This is a genomic window from Pseudomonas sp. LBUM1678, from assembly GCF_059695575.1.
Map to the genome: position 1 here is coordinate 6,448,519 of NZ_CP166775.1, position 21,207 is coordinate 6,469,725.

A 21,207-nucleotide genomic window follows, 5' to 3' on the forward strand; every position below is an offset into this window, starting at 1 on the left:
AGTTGAGGGGCTTTCGGTTTTAGGAGCAGCGAATTAATTGCCAGGCGCGGTCTGCCGCCAGGCCTGGGAGCGGCGCAACAAACCGCGCGAGGCCCAGGCCAGCAGCAGGGACACACCCGCCGAGGTCAAGAGAATCAGGGTCGACATCGCCGCCGCGCCGCCGACGTTGCCGGCGTCATCCATGTTCAGCACCGCCACCGCTGCGAGGATGGTGTCGGGGCTGTAGAGGAAGATCGCCGCCGAGACGGTGGTCATGGCCGAGACGAACAGGTAGCGCACGATGTCCAGCAGCGCCGGCAGGCAGATCGGCACGGTGACACGCAGGTAATGCCGATACAGCGGCGCCTTGAGCGACAACGCGGCGGCTTCGAACTCGGCGTCGAGCTGGCGCAGCGCCGTGGTCGCGGTCATTTGCGCGGTGGTCAAATAGTGAGCAATGGTGCAGACCACCAGCAGGGTCATGGTCCCGTAGAGCACGTGCAGCGGGTTGCCGCTAAGGTTGAAGAAGAAAACATAACCCAGGCCCAGCACCAGACCCGGCACCGCCATCGGTACGAAACTGAGCATGCGTAAGGTCAGGTTCAGTCCGCGCTGGCCCTTGGTTTTTTCCATCAAGTAGGCGCCGGTGAAGATCAGCACGCTGCCGATCAACGCGGTGCACAAAGCCATCTTCACGCTGTTGCCATAGGCCAGCCAGCCACCACCCGCGGTGTCGTTGAACTGGTAGTGGTTGAGCGACAGCGACAGGTTGTACGGCCAGAATTTCACCAGCGAGGAGAACACCGCCATGCCGAACACCAGCAGCAACACCGCGCAGATCAGCAACACGATCGCCAGGTAGCAGCCGTCCCGCAGCTTCGACGGCGCCGGTTGAAACACCTGAGCCCGGCCGCTCATGGAGTCGCCATGACGCCGACGCAACCAGGCATCGACCGCAAAACTGAACAGCGCCGGCAGCAGCAGGACCATGCCGATCAATGCGCCGCGGCCGAACTGTTGCTGGCCGACCACTGCCTTGTAGGCTTCCAGCGCCAGCACTTGATAGTCGCCACCGACTACCACAGGCACGCCGAAGTCGGTGATGGTCAGGGTGAACACCAGACAGAACGCGGCGAACACGGCCTGACGAGTCGCCGGCCAGGTGATGCTGCGAAAGGCTTTGGCCGGACTGGCGCCCATGCTGGAGGCGGCATCGAACAGTCGCGCATCCGCCAGGGAAAGCGCCGACAGTAAAATCATCAAAGCGTGTGGGAAGGTGTAGATGACCTCACCCAGAACAATGCCCCAGAAGCCGTAGATATTGTCCGAGAGCAAACCACGCAACATGCCTTGGTTGCCGAACAGATAAACCAGGGCAATGCCCGGCAACATCGACGGCGCCATCAGCGGCAGCAACGACATCCCGCGCCAGATACCTTTTCCAGGAATCAACGTGCGTTGCAGCGCGTAGGCAAACAGGTAAGCCAGCGGTACGACAATGGCCGCGACGCTGAGGGAAACTTTCAAACTATTGCCGAGCAGCCAGTGGAAGTTCGCACTGGTCACCAGTTCACGAGCCGCGACCAGACCTCCGCCCTGCCCGGCCTCGGAACTGAAGCCGCGCCAGAAGATCGCCAGCAACGGCATCAACACCGCAATGCCGAGCAGCACCAGTAAAAGGACTTTGCCACCGACCACGAACACCCGGTCGCCGATCTCGGCACGGGAGGTCTGCCGAACCTGCTTGTGCGGGATCGGCAGCGCGATGTTCGCGCTCATCAGGCAAACACCTGCAGGCTGCGCGGTGGCAAGGCGACCATGATCTGCTGGGCGCCAAGGCGCGGCATGGCTTCCGGTGCCAGTTCGGCCAGCAATGCATGACCCGGCAGTTGATCGAGTTCGAAGCTCATGCGGCAGCGGTTGCCGAGGAAGGTGATCTCGCGAACCTTGGCCGGGAACAGGTTTTCTTCATGCACCAGCGGGTTGACGTTGATCGCTTCCGGGCGGCAAAACAAACGGCCCGATGTCGTTTTAGCGCTGCCATCCGCCAGGCGCATGCTCATCCCGCCGACCTGCGCGTGGCTGTCGCTGCTGCGGCTGAACGGCAGCCAATTGCCTTGGCCGACAAACTCCGCCACAAACGGCGTTGCCGGGCGGTCGTAGATTTCCTGCGGCGTGGCGTACTGCTCGACCTTGCCGTTGTTCATCACGGCGATGCGGTCGGCCATCAGCATGGCCTCGTCCTGATTGTGCGTGACCATCAGCGTGGTGACGCCGAGGTTGCGTTGCAGTTGACGCAGCTCGGTGCACAGATGCTCGCGAACCCGGGCGTCGAGGGCCGACATCGGTTCGTCCAGCAACAACAACGATGGCGCCGGCGCCAATGCGCGAGCCAGTGCAACACGTTGTTGTTGGCCGCCGGACAGTTGGCCGGGGTACTTTTTCTCGCTGCCGATCAGGCCGACCAGTTCCAGCATCTGACCCACGCGCTTGCGCACTTCATCGCGACCACTGCCAGCGAGGCCGTAGGCAATGTTCGCTTCGACAGTGAGATTGGGGAACAGCGCGTAGGACTGAAACAGAATGCCGTAGTCCCGCGCTTGAGGTGCCAGGTGGGAAACGTCGCGATCGCCGAGGTACAACTCGCCGCTGTCTTGCTTCTCCAGACCGGCGATGCAGCGCAGCAAGGTGGTTTTACCGCAGCCCGACGGGCCCAGCAGGCACACCAACTCACCGGCCGCCACGTCGAGGGAAACATTGTCCAGCGCGGTGAAGGCGCCAAAGCGTTTCTGCACGCCGCGCACCTTCATCGGGGCGCCGGGGTTGGTCAGGGCAGTTGCGATCGAGTGGTTCATGGACAGACCTCATCAAGCAGATGAGAGCCATCCTAGATTTGTAATGCGTCGGTCATGTGGCAGTGAGGCAAAAACGGCTGATAGTGGTATTCGGGGATTTGGGTTCACCGCCGATCGTTCCCACGCTCCGCGTGGGAATGCAGCCCGGGACGCTCCGCGTCCCATCAAGAGCCGAACGCGGAGCGTCCGTTGAGGCATTCCCACGCGGAGCGTGGGAACGATCGTTACGCGGGGGCCATTTCCTGCGCCAACCCCAGAAACGCCGCCGGCAGCCGCGCGCCTTTGCGTTCCTTGAGGCAGTACAGATACTCGGGAATCTGCGGCGCATTCTCGATGGTCAGCACGCGCAGTTGCGGGTCATGCGGCACTTCCTGCCGGGCAATGATGCTGATGCCAATGTTGCGCAGCACCGCCTCACGAATTGATTCACGGCTGCCAATCTCCAGCAGCGGCCCGAAACTCACCCCGGCGCTGGCCAGCAACTCTTCGGTCAATCGCCGAGTGGTCGAGCCGGACTCGCGCATCAACAACGTATGCCCGGCCAACGCACTCAGCGGCACATGATCATGCACCGCCAGCGGATGATTGCGATGCACCGCCAGCACCAGCGGATCGCTGCCGAGCACCCGACGAATGAGCCGCGCATCGTCGAGCAACTGCGAGGACGCCGCGACATCCACCCGGTAATCCTCCAGCGCCTCCAGCACCTGCTGGGAGTTGCCGATCTCCACCGACACTTCCACCTGCGGCAGGCGCTCGCGGAAGGTCTTCACCAGATCGAGGATGTAATACGGCGCCGTGGCGGCGATGCGCAACGTGCCCTGGACCTGGCCGCTGTTGCGCAGGAAAAACTCGATATCGGCTTCCTGCTGCAACAACGCCTTGACCATCGGCAACAGTCGCGCGCCTTCATCGCTGACGCTGAGGCGGCGGCCGCCACGGTAGAACAGCTCAACCGAGTACTGGCTTTCCAGATTACGGATCTGCGTGGTCACCGTGGGTTGACTCAGGCCGAGCTTTTTCGCCGCCAGGGTAATGCTGCCCAAGCGGGCAACCATGTAAAACGCCTTCAGCTCGGCACTCAGCACACCCTTTCCTCATCGCTTACTTGCGCAGCAGGCGCAAACCGTTGAACACCACCAACAGGCTCACGCCCATGTCGGCGAACACCGCCATCCACATGGTGGCGATCCCGGCGAAGGTTACCCCAAGAAAGATCGCCTTAATGACCAAAGCAAGGGCGATGTTCTGTTTGAGGATGCTCGACGTCTGCCGCGACAGGCGGATGAACGCGGGGATCTTGCGCAGATCGTCGTCCATCAGGGCGACATCGGCGGTCTCGATGGCGGTATCGGTGCCTGCCGCAGCCATCGCGAAACCAATCTCGGCCCGGGCCAGCGCCGGCGCATCGTTGATGCCGTCGCCGACCATGCCCACTTGATGGCCCTGTGCATAAAGCGCTTCGATGGCTTGCAGCTTGTCGGTCGGCAGCAGATCGCCCTTGGCCTCGTCGATGCCGACTTGCGCGGCAATCGCCTGAGCGGTGTGGACGTTGTCGCCAGTCAGCATCAGGGTTTTGATGCCCAGATCGTGCAGCTGCTGGATCGCTTCGCGGCTGGACTCCTTGACCGTATCCGCGACGGCGAACAGCGCCAGTGGGCCCGATGTGTCGAGCAACAACACCACGGACTTGCCCTGTTTTTCCAGCGCGAACAGCTTTTCTTCCAGCGCAGGCGAACACAGGCCCAGATCTTCCACCAGACGATGGTTGCCCAAGTGGTAGGTCTGACCGTTGATGTCACCGCGAACGCCACGCCCGGCCAGGGCTTCGAAGTTATCCACAACGAGTGGCGCCAATTGTTTTTCCACAGCCGCATTGGCGATGGCCAGCGACACCGGGTGATCCGAGCGACCGGCCAACGCCGCCGCAATCGCCGGGGCGGATGCGTCAGCGGTTGGATCAAGCGACAAATAATCGGTCTGCACCGGTTTGCCGTGGGTAATCGTGCCAGTCTTGTCCAAGGCCAGGTAATCGAGCTTGTAACCGCCCTCCAGATAAACACCGCCCTTCACCAGGATGCCTTTACGCGCTGCCGCTGCGAGGCCGCTGACGATGGTCACCGGGGTGGAAATCACCAAGGCGCATGGGCAAGCGACCACCAGCAAGACCAGCGCCCGGTAGATCCAGTCGAACCACACGGCGCCCATGAACAGTGGCGGAATCACCGCCACCGCCAAGGCGAGGAAGAACACCGCCGGGGTATAGATTTTCGAGAACTGATCGACGAAGCGCTGGGTCGGTGCCCGCGCGCCTTGGGCCTGTTCCACGGCGTGGATGATCCGCGCCAGGGTCGAGTTATTGGCCGCGGCGGTCACGGTGTATTCCAGCGAGCCCGCCTGGTTGATGGTGCCGGCGAAGACCTTATCGCCCACCGTCTTCTCGATCGGCAGGCTTTCGCCGGTGATCGGCGCCTGATCGATGGTCGAACTGCCCGACACCACTTCGCCGTCCAGGCCAATCCGCTCGCCGGGACGCACCCGCACTCGTACACCGAGCTCGATGGTTTTGACGTCTTGCTCGACCCAACTGCCGTCGGCTAGCTGCACCGTGGCCTGTTCCGGGGTCATCTGCATCAGGCCGCCAATGGCGTTGCGCGCCCGGTCCAGCGACCTCGCTTCGATCAACTCGGCCACGGTGAACAGGAACATCACCATCGCCGCTTCCGGCCATTGGCCGATCAGGATCGCGCCAGTCACCGCGATGCTCATCAGCGCATTGATGTTCAGGTTGAGGTTCTTGAGCGCGATCCAGCCTTTCTTATAAGTGGTGAGGCCGCCACTGAGGATCGAAATCAGCGCGATAATTGCCACCACCCACGTCGGTGCGGCGTCGGTGAAGTGGATCACTTCTGCAGCCAGCGCACCCACGCCGGACAGCGCCAAGGGCCACCAGTGTTTTTTCTCGGGGATCGGCGCAGGCGCTTCGCTGCCCTGCTCCATCGGTTCGGCCACCATGCCCAGCGACTTGATCGCCTCGATGATCGGCGCAGTGGTTGGCAGGTCATGGGTCACGCCCAACACGCGGTTGATCAGGTTGAATTCCAGTTGCTGCACACCCGCGAGTTTGCCGAGTTTGTTCTGGATCAGCGTCTGCTCCGTCGGGCAATCCATGGCGTCGATGCGGAAACTGCTCAGCCGCGAGCCGTCGGTCGGCTTGCCGCTCAACTTGATCAGCGAAGGCGTTGCCGCTTTCGAAGAACAGCAAGAGTCCCCGTGCCCGCCGTGGTCATGTTTCTGCACAGGCTGCAGCTTGTGGCTGTGATCGTGATCGTGATCAGCCTCGGGTTTGTGGGTGTGAAGGGAATCGCTCATTGGGTTGCGTCCATGAAGGTGCCTGTTGCCAAGTAAAGACCCTGTAGCCACTATAGGGTCAAGCACTTATTTGGAGACTGCCGTCATGAAGATCGGAGAACTCGCCAAACTCACCGATTGCGCCGTGGAAACCATCCGCTACTACGAGCGCGAAAATCTGCTGCCGGAACCGGCCCGCAGCGACGGCAACTACCGCGTCTACACCCAGGCCCACGCCGAACGCCTGACCTTCATCCGCAATTGCCGCACCCTCGACATGACGCTCGAGGAAATCCGGAGCCTGCTGGCTCTGCGCGACAGTCCGCAGGATCAGTGTGAAAGCGTGAATGCGTTGATCGACGAACACATCCATCACGTGAAAGCGCGGATCGATGGGCTGATGGCATTGCAGGCGCAACTGCTCGACCTGCGCCAACGCTGTAGCGAGGGGCCGGAGATTGATCAGTGCGGGATTTTGCAGCGGCTGGAAGTGAGTGGCGGGGTTGTGGCGACCGAGGTTGAGCCTTCTCATGTCGGCCGAAGCCACGGCCATTGATCTTTAGGCAGTGGCTATTTGAAGAATTAATTCTTCCATAGAACGAATAGATGTATAAGCCATTCGCTTTATACGAAATGAGTATCCACACCTGTCATTTATGACAGTAGATACACACACAATTAGCGTTTAGCCTTTCTCTTATAAGCCAACCGAAATTTTGGCAATTGCAGAGGAACTAACATGAATGATATCGCTGAACGCAAATATCCACTTGACGGCCCAATTTTAACTAACACTCATACGTCGAAAAGTAAGCATGACGCAGAAACTCCTGCTCCAGTTGTTCAATACAAAAAAAACCAATATGAAGAACTTTATGGGACGCTCAGCTACATTGGCGATCTATATGTATTGCCCATTGTGAATAACCACTTTCTATTCTGGATAACGGTGGCAGCAGACACGTCACACGACGTCAAGCCATCCGATCACCTGCGAGTTGAGTGGACAGCACGGGACGGGAGCAGAAAGTACATCTCAGAGAGCCGGGAAGTCAGGTGTATCGAGCAACCACTTCGCTTTCTTTTGCCAAGCGACGAAGTGAAAAAATTCGAAGGAGTTCCTACGGATATTGTCTGCGTCCGTGAACGCCTAGATGAACATGACGTTCCTTCCCTACCTAAGGGACTACTCGTCTCACCGCACTTCGAAGCTGCAGGAAATAATAGCGTCGAGGGTGTGATTGATGGTTTTCTGGATGCAGAGGCGTACCCGAATGGACTTATAGTTACAACTCTGGTCTTGTCCAACCTGGGACCTCATACTCATCTGGTCATGCAGTGGAACCATTCAGAACAACCTCGACATCAACAGATTATAGCTGCAGAGCATCAAGGGTCCGCCTATACATTTTTTATAGCCCCCGAATTTTATCAAGGCTCCAGCGGGGCAAGTATTTACGTACAACTTGCATTGCTTTCAAGTTCAGCTAGTTTTGATTTTTGGTATGGGCTTGGTGCAGTAAGGTTCAATCTTAAATAGTTCTATATGATACGAACAGGTACGGTGGAGTCCACCGTCACTGCTCGTATCAGAAACCATCTTATTTCATCGCTTTCAGTCGGATTTAAACCGCCATCGGCGCGGTCATCGGCGCGTGGTGCTGATAACCCTCAAGCGAGAAATCACCCGGCTCGATCAACTCCAGCCACTCCGGCTGATAAACACCGGTCTTGGCAAACTCCGGCACACGGTCGCTGATCACCAGTTTCGGCATCGGGAACGGCTCGCGAGTGAGCTGTTCGTTCAGCATGTCCAAATGGTTTTCGTAGACGTGGGCGTCGCCAATGAAATAGGTGAACCAACGCGGCGTGTAGCCGGTCAGGCGACCGATCAGGCTCAGCAGCGCGGCGCCTTCGGTGAGGTTGAACGGCGTGCCCAGGCCCAGGTCGTTGGAGCGGATGTAGAGGGTCAGGGAGATTTCCTTGGTCTCTACATTCGGGTGGAACTGGTACAGCAGGTGGCACGGCGGCAAGGCCATTTCATCGAGCTGGGCGACGTTCCAGCCGTGGAACAGGATGCGGCGGCTGCCCGGGTCCTTGATGATGGTGTCGACGCACTGGCGGATCTGGTCGATCGCCTTGTACAGAACCACGTAGGCCCGACCGTCTTCTTCGCCTTCGGCGATCTGACGATAACCCTGGCTCAGGGTCTGTTCGATGGCGGCCTGATTGCTGACCGGGATCTGCTTGTACGCCGGCCATTTGCGCCATTGCACGCCGTAGATCTCGCCGAGGTCGTCTTCGCCCTGGCGGAACGGGTTGGCCAGCCACTGCGCGTTTTCGTTGGCATTCTGGTCCCAGACCTTGCAGCCCAGCGCACGGAATTCCGCGGCGTTGTTCACGCCACGCAGGAAACCGCACATCTCGCCGATGGCGGATTTGAAGGCCATCTTGCGCGTGGTGATCGCCGGGAAACCTTCTTTCAGGTCATAACGCAGCATCGCGCCCGGAAAGCTGATGGTGTTCACGCCGGTACGGTTGGCCTGTTTGGTGCCGTTCTTGATGACGTGGGCGACCAGTTCGAGATATTGCTTCATGAGTTACCTGTGTCCTTGAACCCGGGGTCGTCACCCCGGGATTCGAATTTATACGGCGGCCGCTGGAGTTGCCGGGGCGCGGTGATACGCCAGCCAGATCAGGAACAGCCCGCCGACGATCATCGGTACGCAAAGTACCTGGCCCATGGTCAGCCAGTTCCAGGCCAGATAGCCCAGTTGCGCGTCTGGGACGCGGACGAATTCCACAATGAAACGGAAGATGCCGTAGAACAGCGCGAACATCCCGGACACGGCCATGGTCGGCCGCGGCTTGCGCGAGAACAACCAGAGAATGGCGAACAGCGCCACGCCTTCGAGCGCGAACTGGTACAGCTGCGACGGGTGACGCGCCAATTGAGCCGGATCAGTCGGGAAGATCATCGCCCACGGCACGTCGGTCGCCTTGCCCCACAACTCGGCGTTGATGAAGTTACCGATACGCCCGGCGCCCAGGCCAATCGGCACCATTGGCGCGACGAAGTCCATCAGCTGGAAGAACGACTTGTTGTTCTTTTTGCCGAACCACAACGCTGCCAGCATCACGCCGATGAACCCGCCGTGGAACGACATGCCGCCCTTCCACACCTCGAAAATCAGCGTCGGGTTGGCCAGGTAAGCGTGCAGATCGTAGAACAGCACATAGCCCAGGCGTCCGCCGACGATAACGCCCATCGACATCCAGAAGACCATGTCGGAGAGTTTCTCCTTGGTCCAGGTCGGGTCGAAACGGTTGAGCCGGCGCGATGCCAACAGCCAGGCGCCGCCGATGCCGATCAGGTACATCAGACCGTACCAGTGGATTTTCAGCGGACCGATGGCCAGGGCCACCGGGTCGATCTGCGGGTAAGGCAGCATTGCGACTCCTTGTTAAGTTGAAACCAGAATTCCCGGGCGACGCTGCCACCTCAGGATTAAGCCAGCATTGCGAGCTAGAGCAGGAAGCTCAGGCCAACGCAGAACAGCAAAGCGGCGAACAGCCTTTTCAGCAACTTCGGCGACAGCCTGTGGGCCAGTCGTGCGCCGATGCGGGCGAAGAACATGCTGGTCAGGGCAATCCCCAGCAGCGCCGGCAAATAAATAAAACCGAGACTATGGGCCGGCAGCAACGGATCGTGCCAGCCCAGAATCATGAAACTTAATGCACTGGCCAAGGCGATGGGCAGACCGCAGGCCGACGAAGTCGCCACCGCCTGCTGCATCGGCACGCTGCGCCAGGTCAGGAACGGTACGGTCAACGAGCCGCCGCCAATGCCGAAAATTGCCGAGGCCCAGCCAATCACGCTGCCGGCCACGGTGAGACCGAGTTTGCCTGGCACGGTTCGGCTGGCCTTGGGTTTGACGTCCAGCGCCAGTTGCACGGCGATGATCAATGCAAACACACCGATGATCTTCTGCAGGTTCGGGCCGGAGATGGCTTCGGCCGTCAGCGCACCAAAACCGGCGCCCATCAGGATACCAACGGTCATCCAGACGAATATCGGCCAACGTACTGCGCCGCGCCGCTGATGCTCGCGGACCGCATTGACCGACGTAAAGATGATCGTCGCCAGGGAAGTGCCGACCGCCAAGTGGGTCAGGATCGAGGCGTCGAAGCCCTGCAAGGTGAAACTGAACACCAGCACCGGGACGATGATGATCCCGCCGCCGACCCCGAACAGCCCGGCCAGCACGCCTGCACAGGCCCCGAGGGCCAGATAAAGCAGAAATTCCATGCGCATCCCCAAATGAGAGCGGCATGGTAACGGATGCATGGCCTCAAGCTCCACTGGATGGCGATGGATACCCACACGACGACTGCGTAGAGTGAGCAAAAAACACACTAGGACCACCTTATGTGCCTGATTGTTTTTGCCTGGCGACCGGGCCACGCCCAGCCGCTGATCGTGGCGGCCAACCGCGACGAATTCTATGCCCGGCCCAGCCTGCCTTTGGCGCAATGGCCCGAAGCGCCTCAGGTCTATGCCGGTCGCGACCTGGAAGCCGGCGGCACCTGGCTCGGTATCGGGGCCAATGGGCGCTTCGCTGCGCTGACAAATATCCGTGATCCGCATCAGCCGCCGTCGCGAAAATCGCGAGGTGAACTGGCGGCAGGTTTTCTCTTGGGCAACATGCCGATTGATGATTACTTAAGCGACGTTGTCAGACGATCGCTTGAATATGCCGGGTTTAACCTGCTGATCGGTAATGCCAACGAACTGTGGCACTTCAATGCGCGGGCGTCTGAGGCGGTGATGCTGCCACCTGGGGTTTACGGGTTGTCGAACGCCGGTCTGGACACGCCGTGGCCGAAACTGCTCAAGGCGCGGGCGGCGCTGGAAGAAGTGCTGGAGGATCCGCAGCCAGAGGCGTTATTGGCCTTGCTGAACGATCCGCAGACAGCGCCGTTTGCTGAGTTGCCGGACACCGGGGTGGGGTTGGCGACCGAGACGTTGTTGTCGAGTGTGTTTATTGCCAGTCCCACGTATGGGACACGGGCGTGTACGGCGTTGATTGTTCAGGCGGATGGGACGCGGCTTATGGTCGAAAGGAGTTTCGGACCGTATGGCGGGCATCTGGGGGAAGTGGAGATAAAGATTTGACCGTCTGGCGATGAATTGTGGCGAGGGAGCTTGCTCCCGCTCGGTTGCGAAGCAGCCGTCAACCGGCCAATGGGTCCTTCCAAAGCAACTCATCGGCCGGACTGGGAGCGCTTCGCACTCCAGCGGGAGCAAGCTCCCTCGCCACAGGGCCAGTCCATATTTAGAGGGCTTTGGCGGCAGCCGGATTGACCATCTTCGCCAACCCAAGGTTCTTCAGCGCCAGTTGCAGCGAGCTGTGGATAACTTGCGGGTTGTCGATGGTCATCAGCTCAGCCAGCAATTCCTTGGCCATGCTCAGGTTGACCTGGCGCAGCATCCACTTCACTTTCGGCAAGTTGGTGGCGTTCATCGACAGACTGTCGAAGCCCATCGCCATCAACAACACCGCCGCCGCCGGGTCACCGGCCATCTCGCCGCAGATACTCACAGGCTTGCCTTCGGCGTGGGCATCACGCACCACGTTCTGCAAGGCTTGCAGCACCGCCGGGTGCAGGTAGTCGTAAAGGTCGGCCACTCGCGGGTTGTTTCGGTCCACCGCCAGCAGGTACTGGGTCAAGTCGTTGGAGCCGACGGACAGGAAGTCCACTTGGCGCGCCAGCTCCTTGGTCTGATAAACAGCCGCCGGAATCTCGATCATCACGCCAATCGGCGGCATCGGCACATCGGTGCCTTCGTCGCGCACTTCGCCCCAGGCCCGGTGAATCAGGTGCAGGGCTTCTTCGAGTTCGTGGGTGCCGGAGATCATCGGCAGCAGAATCCGCAGGTTGTTCAGGCCTTCGCTGGCCTTGAGCATCGCGCGGGTCTGCACCAGGAAGATTTCCGGGTGGTCGAGGGTGACGCGAATGCCGCGCCAGCCGAGGAACGGGTTGTCTTCCTTGATCGGGAAGTACGACAGCGACTTGTCGCCGCCGATGTCCAGGCTGCGCATGGTCACCGGTTGCGGGTGGAACGCGGCGAGTTGCTCGCGGTAGATCGCCAGCTGCTCCTTTTCGCTCGGGAACCTCTGGTTGATCATGAACGGCACTTCGGTGCGGTACAGACCAACGCCTTCGGCGCCACGCTTCTGCGCTCGCGCAACATCCGCCAGCAGGCCGGTGTTGACCCACAGCGGCATGCGATGGCCATCGAGGGTCACGCACGGCAAGTCGCGCAGGGTATCAAGACCGAGCGCCAGTTGTTTCTCTTCCTCCACCACCTCGGCGAACTGCTTGCGCAGCACGTCGCTGGGGTTGGTGTAGACCTCGCCGCGATTGCCATCGACGATCAACTCGATGCCGTCGACCTTGGCATAGGGCAGGTCAACCAGACCCATCACCGTCGGGATGCCCATCGCCCGAGCGAGGATCGCGACGTGGGAGTTACCTGAGCCGAGGACCGAGACCAGACCGACCAGCGTGCCTTCCGGCACCTCGCCAAGCATCGCCGGCGTCAGTTCTTCGCTGACCAGAATGGTTTTTTCCGGGTAGACCAGGTTCTGCTGGCGCTCTTCCTGCAGATACGCCAGCAAACGCCGGCCAAGGTCCTTGACGTCCGAGGCGCGCTCACGCAGGTAGGCGTCGTCCATCAGTTCGAAACGGTTGACGTGCTCAGTCACCACCTGGCGCAACGCGCCCTGGGCCCACTGACCGGTCTTGATCACCGTGGTCACTTCGTTGCCCAGCGCCTCGTCGGCGAGCATCATCAGGTAGACGTCGAACAAGGCCCGCTCTTCGGGACGCAGCTGCGAGGCCAATTTGGCGGACAAGGCGCGCATGTCGGCGCGCACGCCTTCGATGGCGGTCTTGAACAGGCCGAGCTCGGCTTCGATGTCAGTGATGGTCTTGTCGGGCACCACATCGAGATCGGCCGGCGGCAGCATGACCACCGCGGTACCGACCGCCGCACCCGGCGAGCCCGGTACACCGACGAACTTGGCTTCCTGGATGCCTTTGCCCTGACGGCCCAGGCCACGGATCGAACCGGTGGCTTCGGCGTGGGCTATTACACCGGCGAGCTGTGCGCTCATGGTCACGAGGAAGGCTTCTTCACCTTCATCGAACTGGCGGCGTTCTTTTTGCTGAATGACCAACACGCCGACGACGCGGCGGTGGTGAATGATCGGCGCCCCGAGGAAGGAGGCGTAGCGTTCTTCACCGGTCTCGGCGAAGTAACGGTAGCGCGGGTGATCCGCGGCGTTTTCGAGGTTCAGGGGTTCTTCACGCGTGCCGACCAGGCCGACCAGACCTTCGTTGGGTGCCATGCTGACTTTGCCGATCGAGCGCTTGTTCAAGCCCTCGGTGGCCATCAGCACGAAGCGGTTGGTCTCGGGGTCAAGCAGGTAGACCGAGCAGACCTGGCTGCCCATGGCCTCTTTGACGCGCAACACAATAATCCCCAACGCCGCCTTGAGATCCTTGGCGGAGTTAACTTCCTGGACGATCTTGCGCAGCGTATTGAGCATGGCTCGGGGTCGAACTCCGTCGTCAGTCGCGCGTTAAAAGGCGCGGGGCAAGCTCTTTGAGAGCGCGTCGATACACCTCGCGCTTGAATGTCACCACCTGGCCCAACGGATACCAATAACTGACCCAGCGCCAGCCATCGAACTCCGGTTTACCGGTCAAATCCATCCGCACCCGCTGCTCGTTGGAGATCAGGCGCAGGAGAAACCATTTCTGTTTCTGGCCGATGCACAGCGGTTGGCTGTGCGTCCTGACCAGACGTTGCGGCAAACGATAGCGCAACCAGCCCCGGGTGCAGGCGAGAATTTCAACATCTTCGCGCTCAAGACCCACTTCTTCGTTCAACTCGCGATACAAGGCGTCTTCCGGCGTCTCCTGGGGGTTGATCCCGCCCTGTGGAAACTGCCAGGCATCTTGATTGATACGGCGAGCCCATAGCACCTGTCCGGCATCATTCGTGAGAATGATCCCGACATTGGGGCGGAAACCATCGGGGTCGATCACGGCAACAACCTCGCAAACGCATGTCGCCGCATTGTTCCACAAAGGTTGTGAAGGCAGCAACGAGCCGACCTACCTTATGTGCACTCTTGTGAAAAGTCCGTATTCTGGACGCCTTTCTACAGACTTTTCAGCGAGTAACTGCAATGCGGCTGGCTTTATTCGACTTGGACAACACGCTTTTGGGCGGCGACAGTGACCACGCCTGGGGCGATTACCTGTGCGAACGCGGCTTCCTCGACGCCGTCGCCTACAAGGCACGCAACGACGAGTTCTATCAGGACTACCTGGCCGGCAAGCTGGATAACGACGCCTACCTGAACTTCTGCCTGGAAGTCCTCGGCCGCACCGAGATGGCCACGCTGGATCAATGGCACCTGGATTACATGCGCGATTGCATCGAGCCGATTGTGCTGCCCAAGGCTATTGAATTGTTGGCCAAGCACCGTGAGGCTGGCGACAAACTGGTGATCATCACGGCCACCAACCGTTTTGTGACCGGGCCGATTGCCCAGCGCCTGGGCGTTGAAACCCTGATCGCCACTGAATGCGAGATGGTCGATGGGCGTTATACCGGGCGCAGCACTGATGTTCCTTGCTTCCGCGAGGGCAAGGTCACGCGGTTGAATCGTTGGCTGGAAGAGACCGGGTATTCGCTGGAAGACAGTTACTTCTATAGCGACTCGATGAATGATTTGCCGCTGCTGGAGCAGGTGACTCACGCTGTGGCGGTCGATCCAGATCCTAACTTACGCGCCGAAGCCGAGAAGCGTGGCTGGCCGGTAATGTCGTTGCGCGACTGATCGCACCATCCTGTAGGAGCCGGCTTGCTGGCGATCGGATCGACGCGGTTTTGCAGATACACCGCGTTATCGTTGATCGCCAGCAAGCCGGCTCCTACACAGGCTTGGCACCCATCAACCCCGCAATCGCGACAAAACAAACGAAGCTGAACAGTGCGAGGGCAAAGGTGAACTTGCCGCTGCCTCCCGGTGCAGTGCGCAACTTGTTAAGCCGCACCAGCAACCAAAACCACCCCAACGCCGCCACGGTGTAAAGCACACTCGACGCCAGCAACCAGGTCTGCCCCAGCGGCCAGCCCACCAGATGCACCATCCACCAGCCGGTAAACGGCATGCTCAGCAGCGCCAGGCCCATCAACAGCCAGATGAACACCCGCGGTCGCTGAAGCGTCCGGGCATGCGCTGTCGCATCACCGTTACGCCGCGTGCGCCAGACCCAGATCGCCAGCCCCAGCGCACTGACCAGCAGCAACACCGTCGCCACCATATGCGCCACTTTCAGGGCGGTTAACGTTTCCATAGTTCGATTTCCTTAGAGCCTGCCCATCAGCGTAGCCGCTCAGCCAAGAAACAGCTGATAGGCCGGGTTGTCGCTTTCATCCCAGTACGGGTAGCCGATTTCCTCAAGCGCCGCAGGCACCAGATGACGTTCGTCGTGAGGCACTTGCAGCCCCGCGACCACGCGGCCATCCGCCGCGCCATGATTGCGGTAGTGGAACATCGAGATGTTCCAGCGCCCGCCGAGCTTGTTGAGGAAGTTGAACAGCGCGCCCGGACGCTCCGGAAATTCGAAGCGCAGAATCACTTCATCGACCACGTGGGCCGCACGACCGCCCACCATGTGGCGAATGTGCAACTTGGCCAGTTCGTTATCGGTCAGGTCCAGCACAGGGAAGCCCTGCTCGCCGAGGCTGGCAATCAGCGCACTGCGTGGGTCGGTTTCCGGATGTGTCTGCACACCCACGAAGATGTGCGCTTCGCTGCCGGTGTTGTAGCGGTAGTTGAATTCGGTGATCTGGCGCTTGCCGATGGCTTCGCAGAACGCCTTGAAGCTGCCTGGCTTCTCGGGGATGGTCACGGCGATGATCGCCTCACGACCTTCGCCCAGTTCGGCGCGCTCGGCGACATGGCGCAGGCGATCGAAGTTGACGTTGGCGCCGGAGTCGATGGCCACGAAGGTGTGGCCGGTCACGCCGTTCTGTTCGACGTATTTCTTGATCCCGGCCACGCCCAGGGCGCCGGCAGGTTCAGTGATCGAGCGGGTATCGTCGTAGATGTCCTTGATCGCCGCGCAGATTTCGTCGGTGCTGACGGTGATGACGTCATCGACGTAGTCTTTGCAGATATCAAAGGTGTGCTGACCGATCTGTGCCACCGCGACGCCGTCGGCGAAGAGGCCCACGGTCGGCAGCACCACGCGCTCGCCGGCCGCCATGGCTGCTTGCAGGCAGTTGGAATCGTCCGGCTCGACGCCGATGATTTTGATTTCCGGGCGCAGGTACTTCACGTACGCCGCGATCCCGGCGATCAGCCCGCCGCCGCCGACCGGGACGAAGATCGCATCCAGACGCCCAGGGTGCTGGCGCAGAATCTCCATGGCCACGGTGCCCTGCCCGGCAATGGTGTGGGGATCGTCGTAAGGGTGAATGTAGACGTAGCCTTTTTCGTCGACCAGTTTCAGCGAGTAGGCCAGGGCTTCCGGGAATGAATCTCCGTGCAGCACCACTTTACCGCCGCGCGAACGCACGCCTTCTACTTTGATTTCCGGGGTGGTCTTGGGCATCACGATGGTGGCTTTGACGCCCAACACTTTCGCCGCCAGGGCCAAACCCTGCGCGTGATTGCCTGCCGATGCGGTGACCACGCCGCGAGCGCGTTCTTCGTCGCTCAGCTGGGTCAGCTTGTTGTAGGCGCCGCGAATCTTGAACGAGAACACCGGCTGCAAGTCTTCACGCTTGAGCCAAATGGAGTTGCCCAGCCGCTCGGAGAGCTGGCGGGCCGTCTGCAATGGGGTTTCTACGGCAACGTCATAAACGCGCGAGGTGAGGATCTTTTTGACGTACTGTTCGAGCATCGGAAAGCATCACTGAGCGGGTTGGGCAGGGTCAAGGAGTCTAACCCGGCTTTCGGGCGGGCGACCACACTAAACAGGTGGTTTTAGCCACTCGAAAGCCCCAGGGACTGATTGTGGCGAGGGAGCTTGCTCCCGCTCGGCTGCGCAGCAGTCGTAAAACTGTTTGAGCTGTGCACCTGAATGAATGCAGGGGAGCGCTTCGCACTCCAGCGGGAGCAAGCTCCCTCGCCACAAAAGCAAATCTGCACCACCCGCCAATCGGGCAATGACCTGCCACATTGCCAAGCCTATAATGCCGGCCTTTCGTTCCCTCCTTCGGCACCTCGGAGCCCGCATGACCCAGGATCAACTCAAACAGGCAGTGGCTCAGGCCGCCGTCGACTTCATCCTCCCGAAACTCGACGACAAGAGCATCGTCGGGGTCGGCACCGGCTCCACTGCCAACTGCTTCATCGACGCCCTGGCCAAGCACAAAGGCGCGTTCGATGGCGCAGTCGCCAGCTCCGAAGCCACCGCCGCCCGCCTCAAGGGCCACGGTATTCCGGTGTATGAGCTGAACACCGTCAGCGACCTGGAGTTCTACGTCGACGGCGCCGATGAAAGCGACGAGCACCTGAACCTGATCAAGGGCGGCGGCGCGGCCCTGACCCGCGAGAAGATTGTCGCGGCCGTGGCCAAGACCTTCATCTGCATCGCCGATGGCAGCAAACTGGTGCCGGTACTTGGCGCGTTCCCGCTGCCGGTCGAAGTGATCCCGATGGCCCGCAGCCACGTGGCTCGCGAGCTGGTGAAACTGGGCGGCGACCCGGTCTACCGTGAAGGCGTGCTGACCGACAACGGCAACATCATCCTCGACGTGTTCAACATGCAGATCACCAACCCGGTTGAGCTGGAAACGCAGATCAACGCGATTGTTGGCGTAGTCACCAATGGCCTGTTTGCGGCGCGTCCGGCGGATTTGCTGATGTTGGGCACCAGTGAAGGCGTGAAAACCCTGCGCGCTGAGTAAGAAATACGCCACCCCTTGCAGGAGCCGGCTTGCTGGCGATGAGGACTTAACATTCAACATCCATGTTGGCTGTTAAACCGCTATCGCCAGCAAGCCGGCTCCTACAGGAGGTTGGGGTGTTGCTTAGGGTTGCGGTGGTTTTTTGAAGACGTAGAAGAGGTTGGGTTCGCTGACGAGGTACATCGTGCCGTCGTCATCCATGGCGATGCCTTCCGCTTGCGGCACGGTCTTCTGCAACCCCTGACGCCCTTTACTCAGAGACATGGTGCTCAGCGGTCGCCCGTCCACATCCAGCTCCAGAATCAGCCGCGACTCATCGGACAGCGCCAGCAAATGGCCGCTGCGCTCGTCGTATTGCAGGCTCGACAGGTCTCGCACGAACATCCCGGCGTCGCGCTTGGGGTTGTTGACCACGTGCACCGCGTAGGATTTCTCCGGGTTGTAATGCGGGAAGCCCTGCACTTCGTAGATCAGCATCGGGTCACGCTCCTTGGCGACAAACAGGCGCTTGCCCACCGAGTCGTAGGCCAAGCCTTCGAAACCCTTGTTGCCGCTCATGTGCACGCCGAGGGTCATCTGCTCGGCATCCGCCGCGTCGAGGAACGTAGTGCCCTCCTCAAGATGAATCTTGATCAGCCGTTGCTGGCTTTCGTCGGTGATCACGTACGTGTCAGCGCTGATGAACTCCACTGCCTCCGGGTCGCCGAAACCCACCAGCGCAATGCGCCGAATGATCCGCCCGTCCAGCGACATCTCGATCATCTCTGCGTTTTTGTTGGTGACGGTGAACAGGCTTTTGCGCACCGGATCGAAGGTCAGCGCCGAAACATCGTCGTTCAGCCCGTCGATGACCCGGGCTTCAATCTCCACCCGGTATTGATCCAGACCGATGGATTCGCTGCTTAATGGTTGCCAGAGGGTGTGCAGGTTGAACCAGGCGCGCTCGAACAGACGCATGTATTGGCCAACCGCAACCAGCGCGATCAGTGCAATCACTGTCAGGATCAGAATGAGGGGTTTGGGACGGGCAAGTCGGCGCATTCAGGCGAGCTCGGAAACAGAAACAGGCGGATGAAATATCACGCCTGTATGAATTCAAGCTTAATGGCCAGTTGCCTTTGACCACAACTGCTGGATTCGCGGCGCCTATTTCTGCTTTTCGAAACGGTAGAACAGGTTCGGCTCGCTCACCATGTACAGGTTGCCCGCATCGTCCATGGTCACGCCTTCGGCACGCGGAATGGTCTTCTTCAGACCGTTGAAACCGCCCAGCAACGTCATGAAGCTGACCTGCTCGCCCTTCTCGTCCAGTTCCAGCAACAAGTGGGAATCGGCGGACAGCACGAGGGTGTGGCCAGTGCGCGGGTCGATGGCCAGACCCGACAGGTTGCGGATGTCCAGTTCGTCATTGGCGAGTTTCTGCTTGTCGCCCTTGAGGATCTGGCTGCCGTCGCTTTTCCAGCTGAACAGCGCCGGCGGGCGCTCCTCACCCAGCAGAATTTGTTGATGGCGCGGGTCATAGACGATGGCTTCGAAGGCCTTGTTCTGGTCTTTCGAAGGGCCGAGGTCGTATTTAGGGAAGTTATCGCGGTTCAGTTCGCGAGTGTCGGCATCGACCTTGACGATGGAGAGCATGTGCTCACGCTCATCGACGATGGCCAGCAGACCATTGCCCATCACGGTCAGGCCTTCCGGGTTGCTCCAGCCCACCAGCGGCATCTTGCGCAACACGTCGCCCTGCAAGCTCAGCTCAACGAGGAACGGTTTTTTGCCCATGACGGAAAACAGGGTTTTGGTTTGCGGGTCGTAGGCCAGGTCCGACGCTTCGTCCTTCTCCATGCCCGGTAGCAGCTTGGCGTCGATCACCGCGCGGTAATCCGGCAGCCAGATACTTTCCTGACGCTCGGCAGGGCTTTCAAAACGTTCACGCAGCCAGAGCACACCGCGATCATCCCAATGCATCGCAAAGGCGAGGCCATAAGCAGCGGCGGCCACCAGCAAAAGCCAGGAATACCAACGCATGACAAAGCGCGAGCGGCGGGCAGTTTTGACAGTGGGCAGCGGTCGGGTGGCCATTCAGGATGCGTTCCAGAAATTCAGGCTACGGGTAATAGCACAATTGGGACCGGCTCAGACGCCAGAATCCGCGGAATTATCCAGACAGGATGTGAAAAAAACGGGAAATGGCAGGAAAGCCATGCGTGTTTGCGGGCAGATTCACAATTCTGAATGTGAGCGTATGTCCGTGTGGCGAGGGGATTTATCCCCGTTGGGTCGCGTAGCGACCCCAAAAACCTGGGGGCCGCTGCGCAGCCCAACGGGGATAAATCCCCTCGCCACAACAGCTCTATAAGGTTAACGGACGGAGCTGGTGAAACTGCTCGCGCCCGGCAGTTCCAGCACGATCTCGTCGCCGACATTCAGCGGACCGACGCCCACCGGCGTGCCGGTCAGGATCACATCACCGGCCTGCAGCGAGAAGCAGCCGGCCATGTGTTGGATCATCGGCACGATCGGGTTGAGCATCGCACTGCTGTTGCCGTCCTGGCGCACTTCGCCGTTGATGGTCAGGCGAATGCCGATGTCGGTCAGGTCAGCAAAGGTGCTGCCGGCCACAAACGGCGCAATCACCGCCGCGCCGTCGAAGGACTTGGCGATTTCCCACGGCAGGCCCTTGGATTTCAGCTCGGCCTGTTTGTCACGCAGCGTCAGGTCCAGGGCCGGGGCGAAGCCGGAGATGGCATCCAGCACTTCTTCACGGCTTGGCTTGGTCGACAAAGGCTTGCCGATCAACACCGCGATTTCCGCTTCGTAATGCACCGAGCCACGCCCGGTCGGAATGCTGAAACTGCCTTCCAGCGGCACCACGCAACTGCCCGGCTTGATGAACAACAGCGGCTCGGTAGGCACCGGGTTGTCCAATTCCTTGGCGTGTTCGGCGTAGTTGCGGCCGATGCACACCACCTTCCCGAGCGGGAAATGAATACGCGTACCGTCGACATACTGGTGCTGATAGCTCAT

At 60.2% G+C, this 21,207-nt stretch carries 19 protein-coding genes; 5 read left to right on the forward strand and 14 right to left on the reverse strand.

The annotated features are described in order from the left end of the window. Positions 1-33: 33 nt before the first annotated feature. The 4 genes from ACA070_RS29420 to ACA070_RS29435 form a co-directional block, all read right to left on the reverse strand. Complete coding sequence (locus tag ACA070_RS29420) at positions 34-1,758, reverse strand: putative 2-aminoethylphosphonate ABC transporter permease subunit (protein ID WP_497449341.1); 1,725 nt, start codon at positions 1,756-1,758, stop codon at positions 34-36. Then, positions 1,758-2,834 (reverse strand): putative 2-aminoethylphosphonate ABC transporter ATP-binding protein, encoded by a 1,077-nt coding sequence (locus tag ACA070_RS29425; RefSeq protein WP_497449342.1) that lies wholly within the window; start codon positions 2,832-2,834, stop codon positions 1,758-1,760. The genes ACA070_RS29420 and ACA070_RS29425 overlap by 1 nt, the downstream gene beginning before the upstream one ends. Before the next feature lie 224 nt (positions 2,835-3,058). Further along, a complete protein-coding gene (locus tag ACA070_RS29430; protein WP_033060537.1) occupies positions 3,059-3,922 on the reverse strand; it encodes a LysR family transcriptional regulator in 864 nt (287 codons plus the stop codon). Positions 3,923-3,938: 16 nt separating this feature from the next. After that, positions 3,939-6,206, reverse strand: a complete 2,268-nt coding sequence (locus ACA070_RS29435; RefSeq protein ID WP_497449343.1) for a heavy metal translocating P-type ATPase — start codon at positions 6,204-6,206, stop codon at positions 3,939-3,941. Between the two features lie 85 nt (positions 6,207-6,291). Here ACA070_RS29435 and cadR point away from each other — a divergent pair, with 85 nt between their 5' ends. Both cadR and ACA070_RS29445 read left to right on the forward strand, forming a co-directional pair. Further along, complete coding sequence (gene cadR / locus ACA070_RS29440; RefSeq protein WP_497449344.1) at positions 6,292-6,741, forward strand: Cd(II)/Pb(II)-responsive transcriptional regulator; 450 nt, start codon at positions 6,292-6,294, stop codon at positions 6,739-6,741. A 183-nt stretch (positions 6,742-6,924) separates the two neighbouring features. Next, on the forward strand, positions 6,925-7,725 hold the full coding sequence (locus tag ACA070_RS29445) for a hypothetical protein (RefSeq protein WP_497449345.1): 801 nt from the start codon (positions 6,925-6,927) through the stop codon (positions 7,723-7,725). An 85-nt stretch (positions 7,726-7,810) separates the two neighbouring features. Here ACA070_RS29445 and ACA070_RS29450 read toward each other — a convergent pair whose 3' ends face one another. The 3 genes from ACA070_RS29450 to ACA070_RS29460 all read right to left on the reverse strand — a co-directional run bounded on the left by ACA070_RS29450 (position 7,811) and on the right by ACA070_RS29460 (position 10,494). Further along, positions 7,811-8,782, reverse strand: a complete 972-nt coding sequence (locus tag ACA070_RS29450; protein WP_497449346.1) for a thymidylate synthase — start codon at positions 8,780-8,782, stop codon at positions 7,811-7,813. 48 nt (positions 8,783-8,830) lie between these two features. Next, positions 8,831-9,637, reverse strand: coding sequence for a prolipoprotein diacylglyceryl transferase (lgt, locus tag ACA070_RS29455; protein WP_497449347.1), 807 nt, complete (start codon positions 9,635-9,637; stop codon positions 8,831-8,833). Positions 9,638-9,711: 74 nt separating this feature from the next. Beyond that, a complete protein-coding gene (locus ACA070_RS29460) occupies positions 9,712-10,494 on the reverse strand; it encodes a sulfite exporter TauE/SafE family protein (protein ID WP_462029600.1) in 783 nt (260 codons plus the stop codon). 120 nt (positions 10,495-10,614) lie between these two features. Here ACA070_RS29460 and ACA070_RS29465 point away from each other — a divergent pair, with 120 nt between their 5' ends. Further along, complete coding sequence (locus tag ACA070_RS29465) at positions 10,615-11,361, forward strand: NRDE family protein (protein WP_497449348.1); 747 nt, start codon at positions 10,615-10,617, stop codon at positions 11,359-11,361. 160 nt (positions 11,362-11,521) lie between these two features. On the opposite strand, the gene ptsP is transcribed toward ACA070_RS29465, so the two are convergent. Together ptsP and ACA070_RS29475 are read right to left on the reverse strand one after the other, a co-directional pair. Next, positions 11,522-13,801, reverse strand: a complete 2,280-nt coding sequence (gene ptsP / locus ACA070_RS29470; RefSeq protein ID WP_497449349.1) for a phosphoenolpyruvate--protein phosphotransferase — start codon at positions 13,799-13,801, stop codon at positions 11,522-11,524. A 22-nt stretch (positions 13,802-13,823) separates the two neighbouring features. Then, entirely contained in the window at positions 13,824-14,303 is a 480-nt protein-coding gene (locus ACA070_RS29475; RefSeq protein WP_007945562.1) for an RNA pyrophosphohydrolase, read from the reverse strand. Positions 14,304-14,446: 143 nt separating this feature from the next. Here ACA070_RS29475 and ACA070_RS29480 point away from each other — a divergent pair, with 143 nt between their 5' ends. Continuing rightward, entirely contained in the window at positions 14,447-15,103 is a 657-nt protein-coding gene (locus tag ACA070_RS29480; RefSeq protein WP_497449350.1) for a histidinol-phosphatase, read from the forward strand. Positions 15,104-15,197: 94 nt separating this feature from the next. On the opposite strand, the gene ACA070_RS29485 is transcribed toward ACA070_RS29480, so the two are convergent. Both ACA070_RS29485 and ilvA read right to left on the reverse strand, forming a co-directional pair. Beyond that, complete coding sequence (locus ACA070_RS29485) at positions 15,198-15,623, reverse strand: DUF2269 domain-containing protein (protein WP_497449351.1); 426 nt, start codon at positions 15,621-15,623, stop codon at positions 15,198-15,200. A 39-nt stretch (positions 15,624-15,662) separates the two neighbouring features. After that, on the reverse strand, positions 15,663-17,177 hold the full coding sequence (gene ilvA / locus ACA070_RS29490; RefSeq protein ID WP_461977618.1) for a threonine ammonia-lyase, biosynthetic: 1,515 nt from the start codon (positions 17,175-17,177) through the stop codon (positions 15,663-15,665). A 334-nt stretch (positions 17,178-17,511) separates the two neighbouring features. Between ilvA and rpiA the strand changes: the two genes are divergently transcribed. Then, entirely contained in the window at positions 17,512-18,186 is a 675-nt protein-coding gene (gene rpiA / locus ACA070_RS29495) for a ribose-5-phosphate isomerase RpiA (RefSeq protein WP_497449352.1), read from the forward strand. 123 nt (positions 18,187-18,309) lie between these two features. Here the strand turns inward: rpiA and ACA070_RS29500 are convergent, their stop codons facing one another. The 3 genes from ACA070_RS29500 to ACA070_RS29510 all read right to left on the reverse strand — a co-directional run bounded on the left by ACA070_RS29500 (position 18,310) and on the right by ACA070_RS29510 (position 21,207). Next, positions 18,310-19,227 (reverse strand): SdiA-regulated domain-containing protein, encoded by a 918-nt coding sequence (locus ACA070_RS29500; protein WP_497449353.1) that lies wholly within the window; start codon positions 19,225-19,227, stop codon positions 18,310-18,312. Positions 19,228-19,332: 105 nt separating this feature from the next. Continuing rightward, the gene (locus tag ACA070_RS29505; RefSeq protein WP_497449354.1) at positions 19,333-20,262 is read right to left on the reverse strand and encodes an SdiA-regulated domain-containing protein; all 930 of its coding nucleotides are present in this window, start codon (positions 20,260-20,262) and stop codon (positions 19,333-19,335) included. 279 nt (positions 20,263-20,541) lie between these two features. Beyond that, positions 20,542-21,207, reverse strand: coding sequence for a fumarylacetoacetate hydrolase family protein (locus ACA070_RS29510; RefSeq protein ID WP_497449355.1), 666 nt, complete (start codon positions 21,205-21,207; stop codon positions 20,542-20,544).

What these genes read in the sequence shown, in the direction of transcription:
- ACA070_RS29420 (WP_497449341.1), bottom strand. Translation starts at nt 1,758, where the DNA reads ATGAGCGCGAACATCGCGCTGCCGATCCCGCACAAGCAGGTTCGGCAG.
- ACA070_RS29425 (WP_497449342.1), bottom strand. Translation starts at nt 2,834, where the DNA reads ATGAACCACTCGATCGCAACTGCCCTGACCAACCCCGGCGCCCCGATG.
- ACA070_RS29435 (WP_497449343.1), bottom strand. Translation starts at nt 6,206, where the DNA reads ATGAGCGATTCCCTTCACACCCACAAACCCGAGGCTGATCACGATCAC.
- cadR (WP_497449344.1), top strand. Translation starts at nt 6,292, where the DNA reads ATGAAGATCGGAGAACTCGCCAAACTCACCGATTGCGCCGTGGAAACC.
- ACA070_RS29445 (WP_497449345.1), top strand. Translation starts at nt 6,925, where the DNA reads ATGAATGATATCGCTGAACGCAAATATCCACTTGACGGCCCAATTTTA.
- ACA070_RS29450 (WP_497449346.1), bottom strand. Translation starts at nt 8,782, where the DNA reads ATGAAGCAATATCTCGAACTGGTCGCCCACGTCATCAAGAACGGCACC.
- lgt (WP_497449347.1), bottom strand. Translation starts at nt 9,637, where the DNA reads ATGCTGCCTTACCCGCAGATCGACCCGGTGGCCCTGGCCATCGGTCCG.
- ACA070_RS29460 (WP_462029600.1), bottom strand. Translation starts at nt 10,494, where the DNA reads ATGGAATTTCTGCTTTATCTGGCCCTCGGGGCCTGTGCAGGCGTGCTG.
- ACA070_RS29465 (WP_497449348.1), top strand. Translation starts at nt 10,615, where the DNA reads ATGTGCCTGATTGTTTTTGCCTGGCGACCGGGCCACGCCCAGCCGCTG.
- ptsP (WP_497449349.1), bottom strand. Translation starts at nt 13,801, where the DNA reads ATGCTCAATACGCTGCGCAAGATCGTCCAGGAAGTTAACTCCGCCAAG.
- ACA070_RS29480 (WP_497449350.1), top strand. Translation starts at nt 14,447, where the DNA reads ATGCGGCTGGCTTTATTCGACTTGGACAACACGCTTTTGGGCGGCGAC.
- ACA070_RS29485 (WP_497449351.1), bottom strand. Translation starts at nt 15,623, where the DNA reads ATGGAAACGTTAACCGCCCTGAAAGTGGCGCATATGGTGGCGACGGTG.
- ilvA (WP_461977618.1), bottom strand. Translation starts at nt 17,177, where the DNA reads ATGCTCGAACAGTACGTCAAAAAGATCCTCACCTCGCGCGTTTATGAC.
- rpiA (WP_497449352.1), top strand. Translation starts at nt 17,512, where the DNA reads ATGACCCAGGATCAACTCAAACAGGCAGTGGCTCAGGCCGCCGTCGAC.
- ACA070_RS29500 (WP_497449353.1), bottom strand. Translation starts at nt 19,227, where the DNA reads ATGCGCCGACTTGCCCGTCCCAAACCCCTCATTCTGATCCTGACAGTG.
- ACA070_RS29505 (WP_497449354.1), bottom strand. Translation starts at nt 20,262, where the DNA reads ATGGCCACCCGACCGCTGCCCACTGTCAAAACTGCCCGCCGCTCGCGC.
- ACA070_RS29510 (WP_497449355.1), bottom strand. Translation starts at nt 21,207, where the DNA reads ATGAGCTATCAGCACCAGTATGTCGACGGTACGCGTATTCATTTCCCG.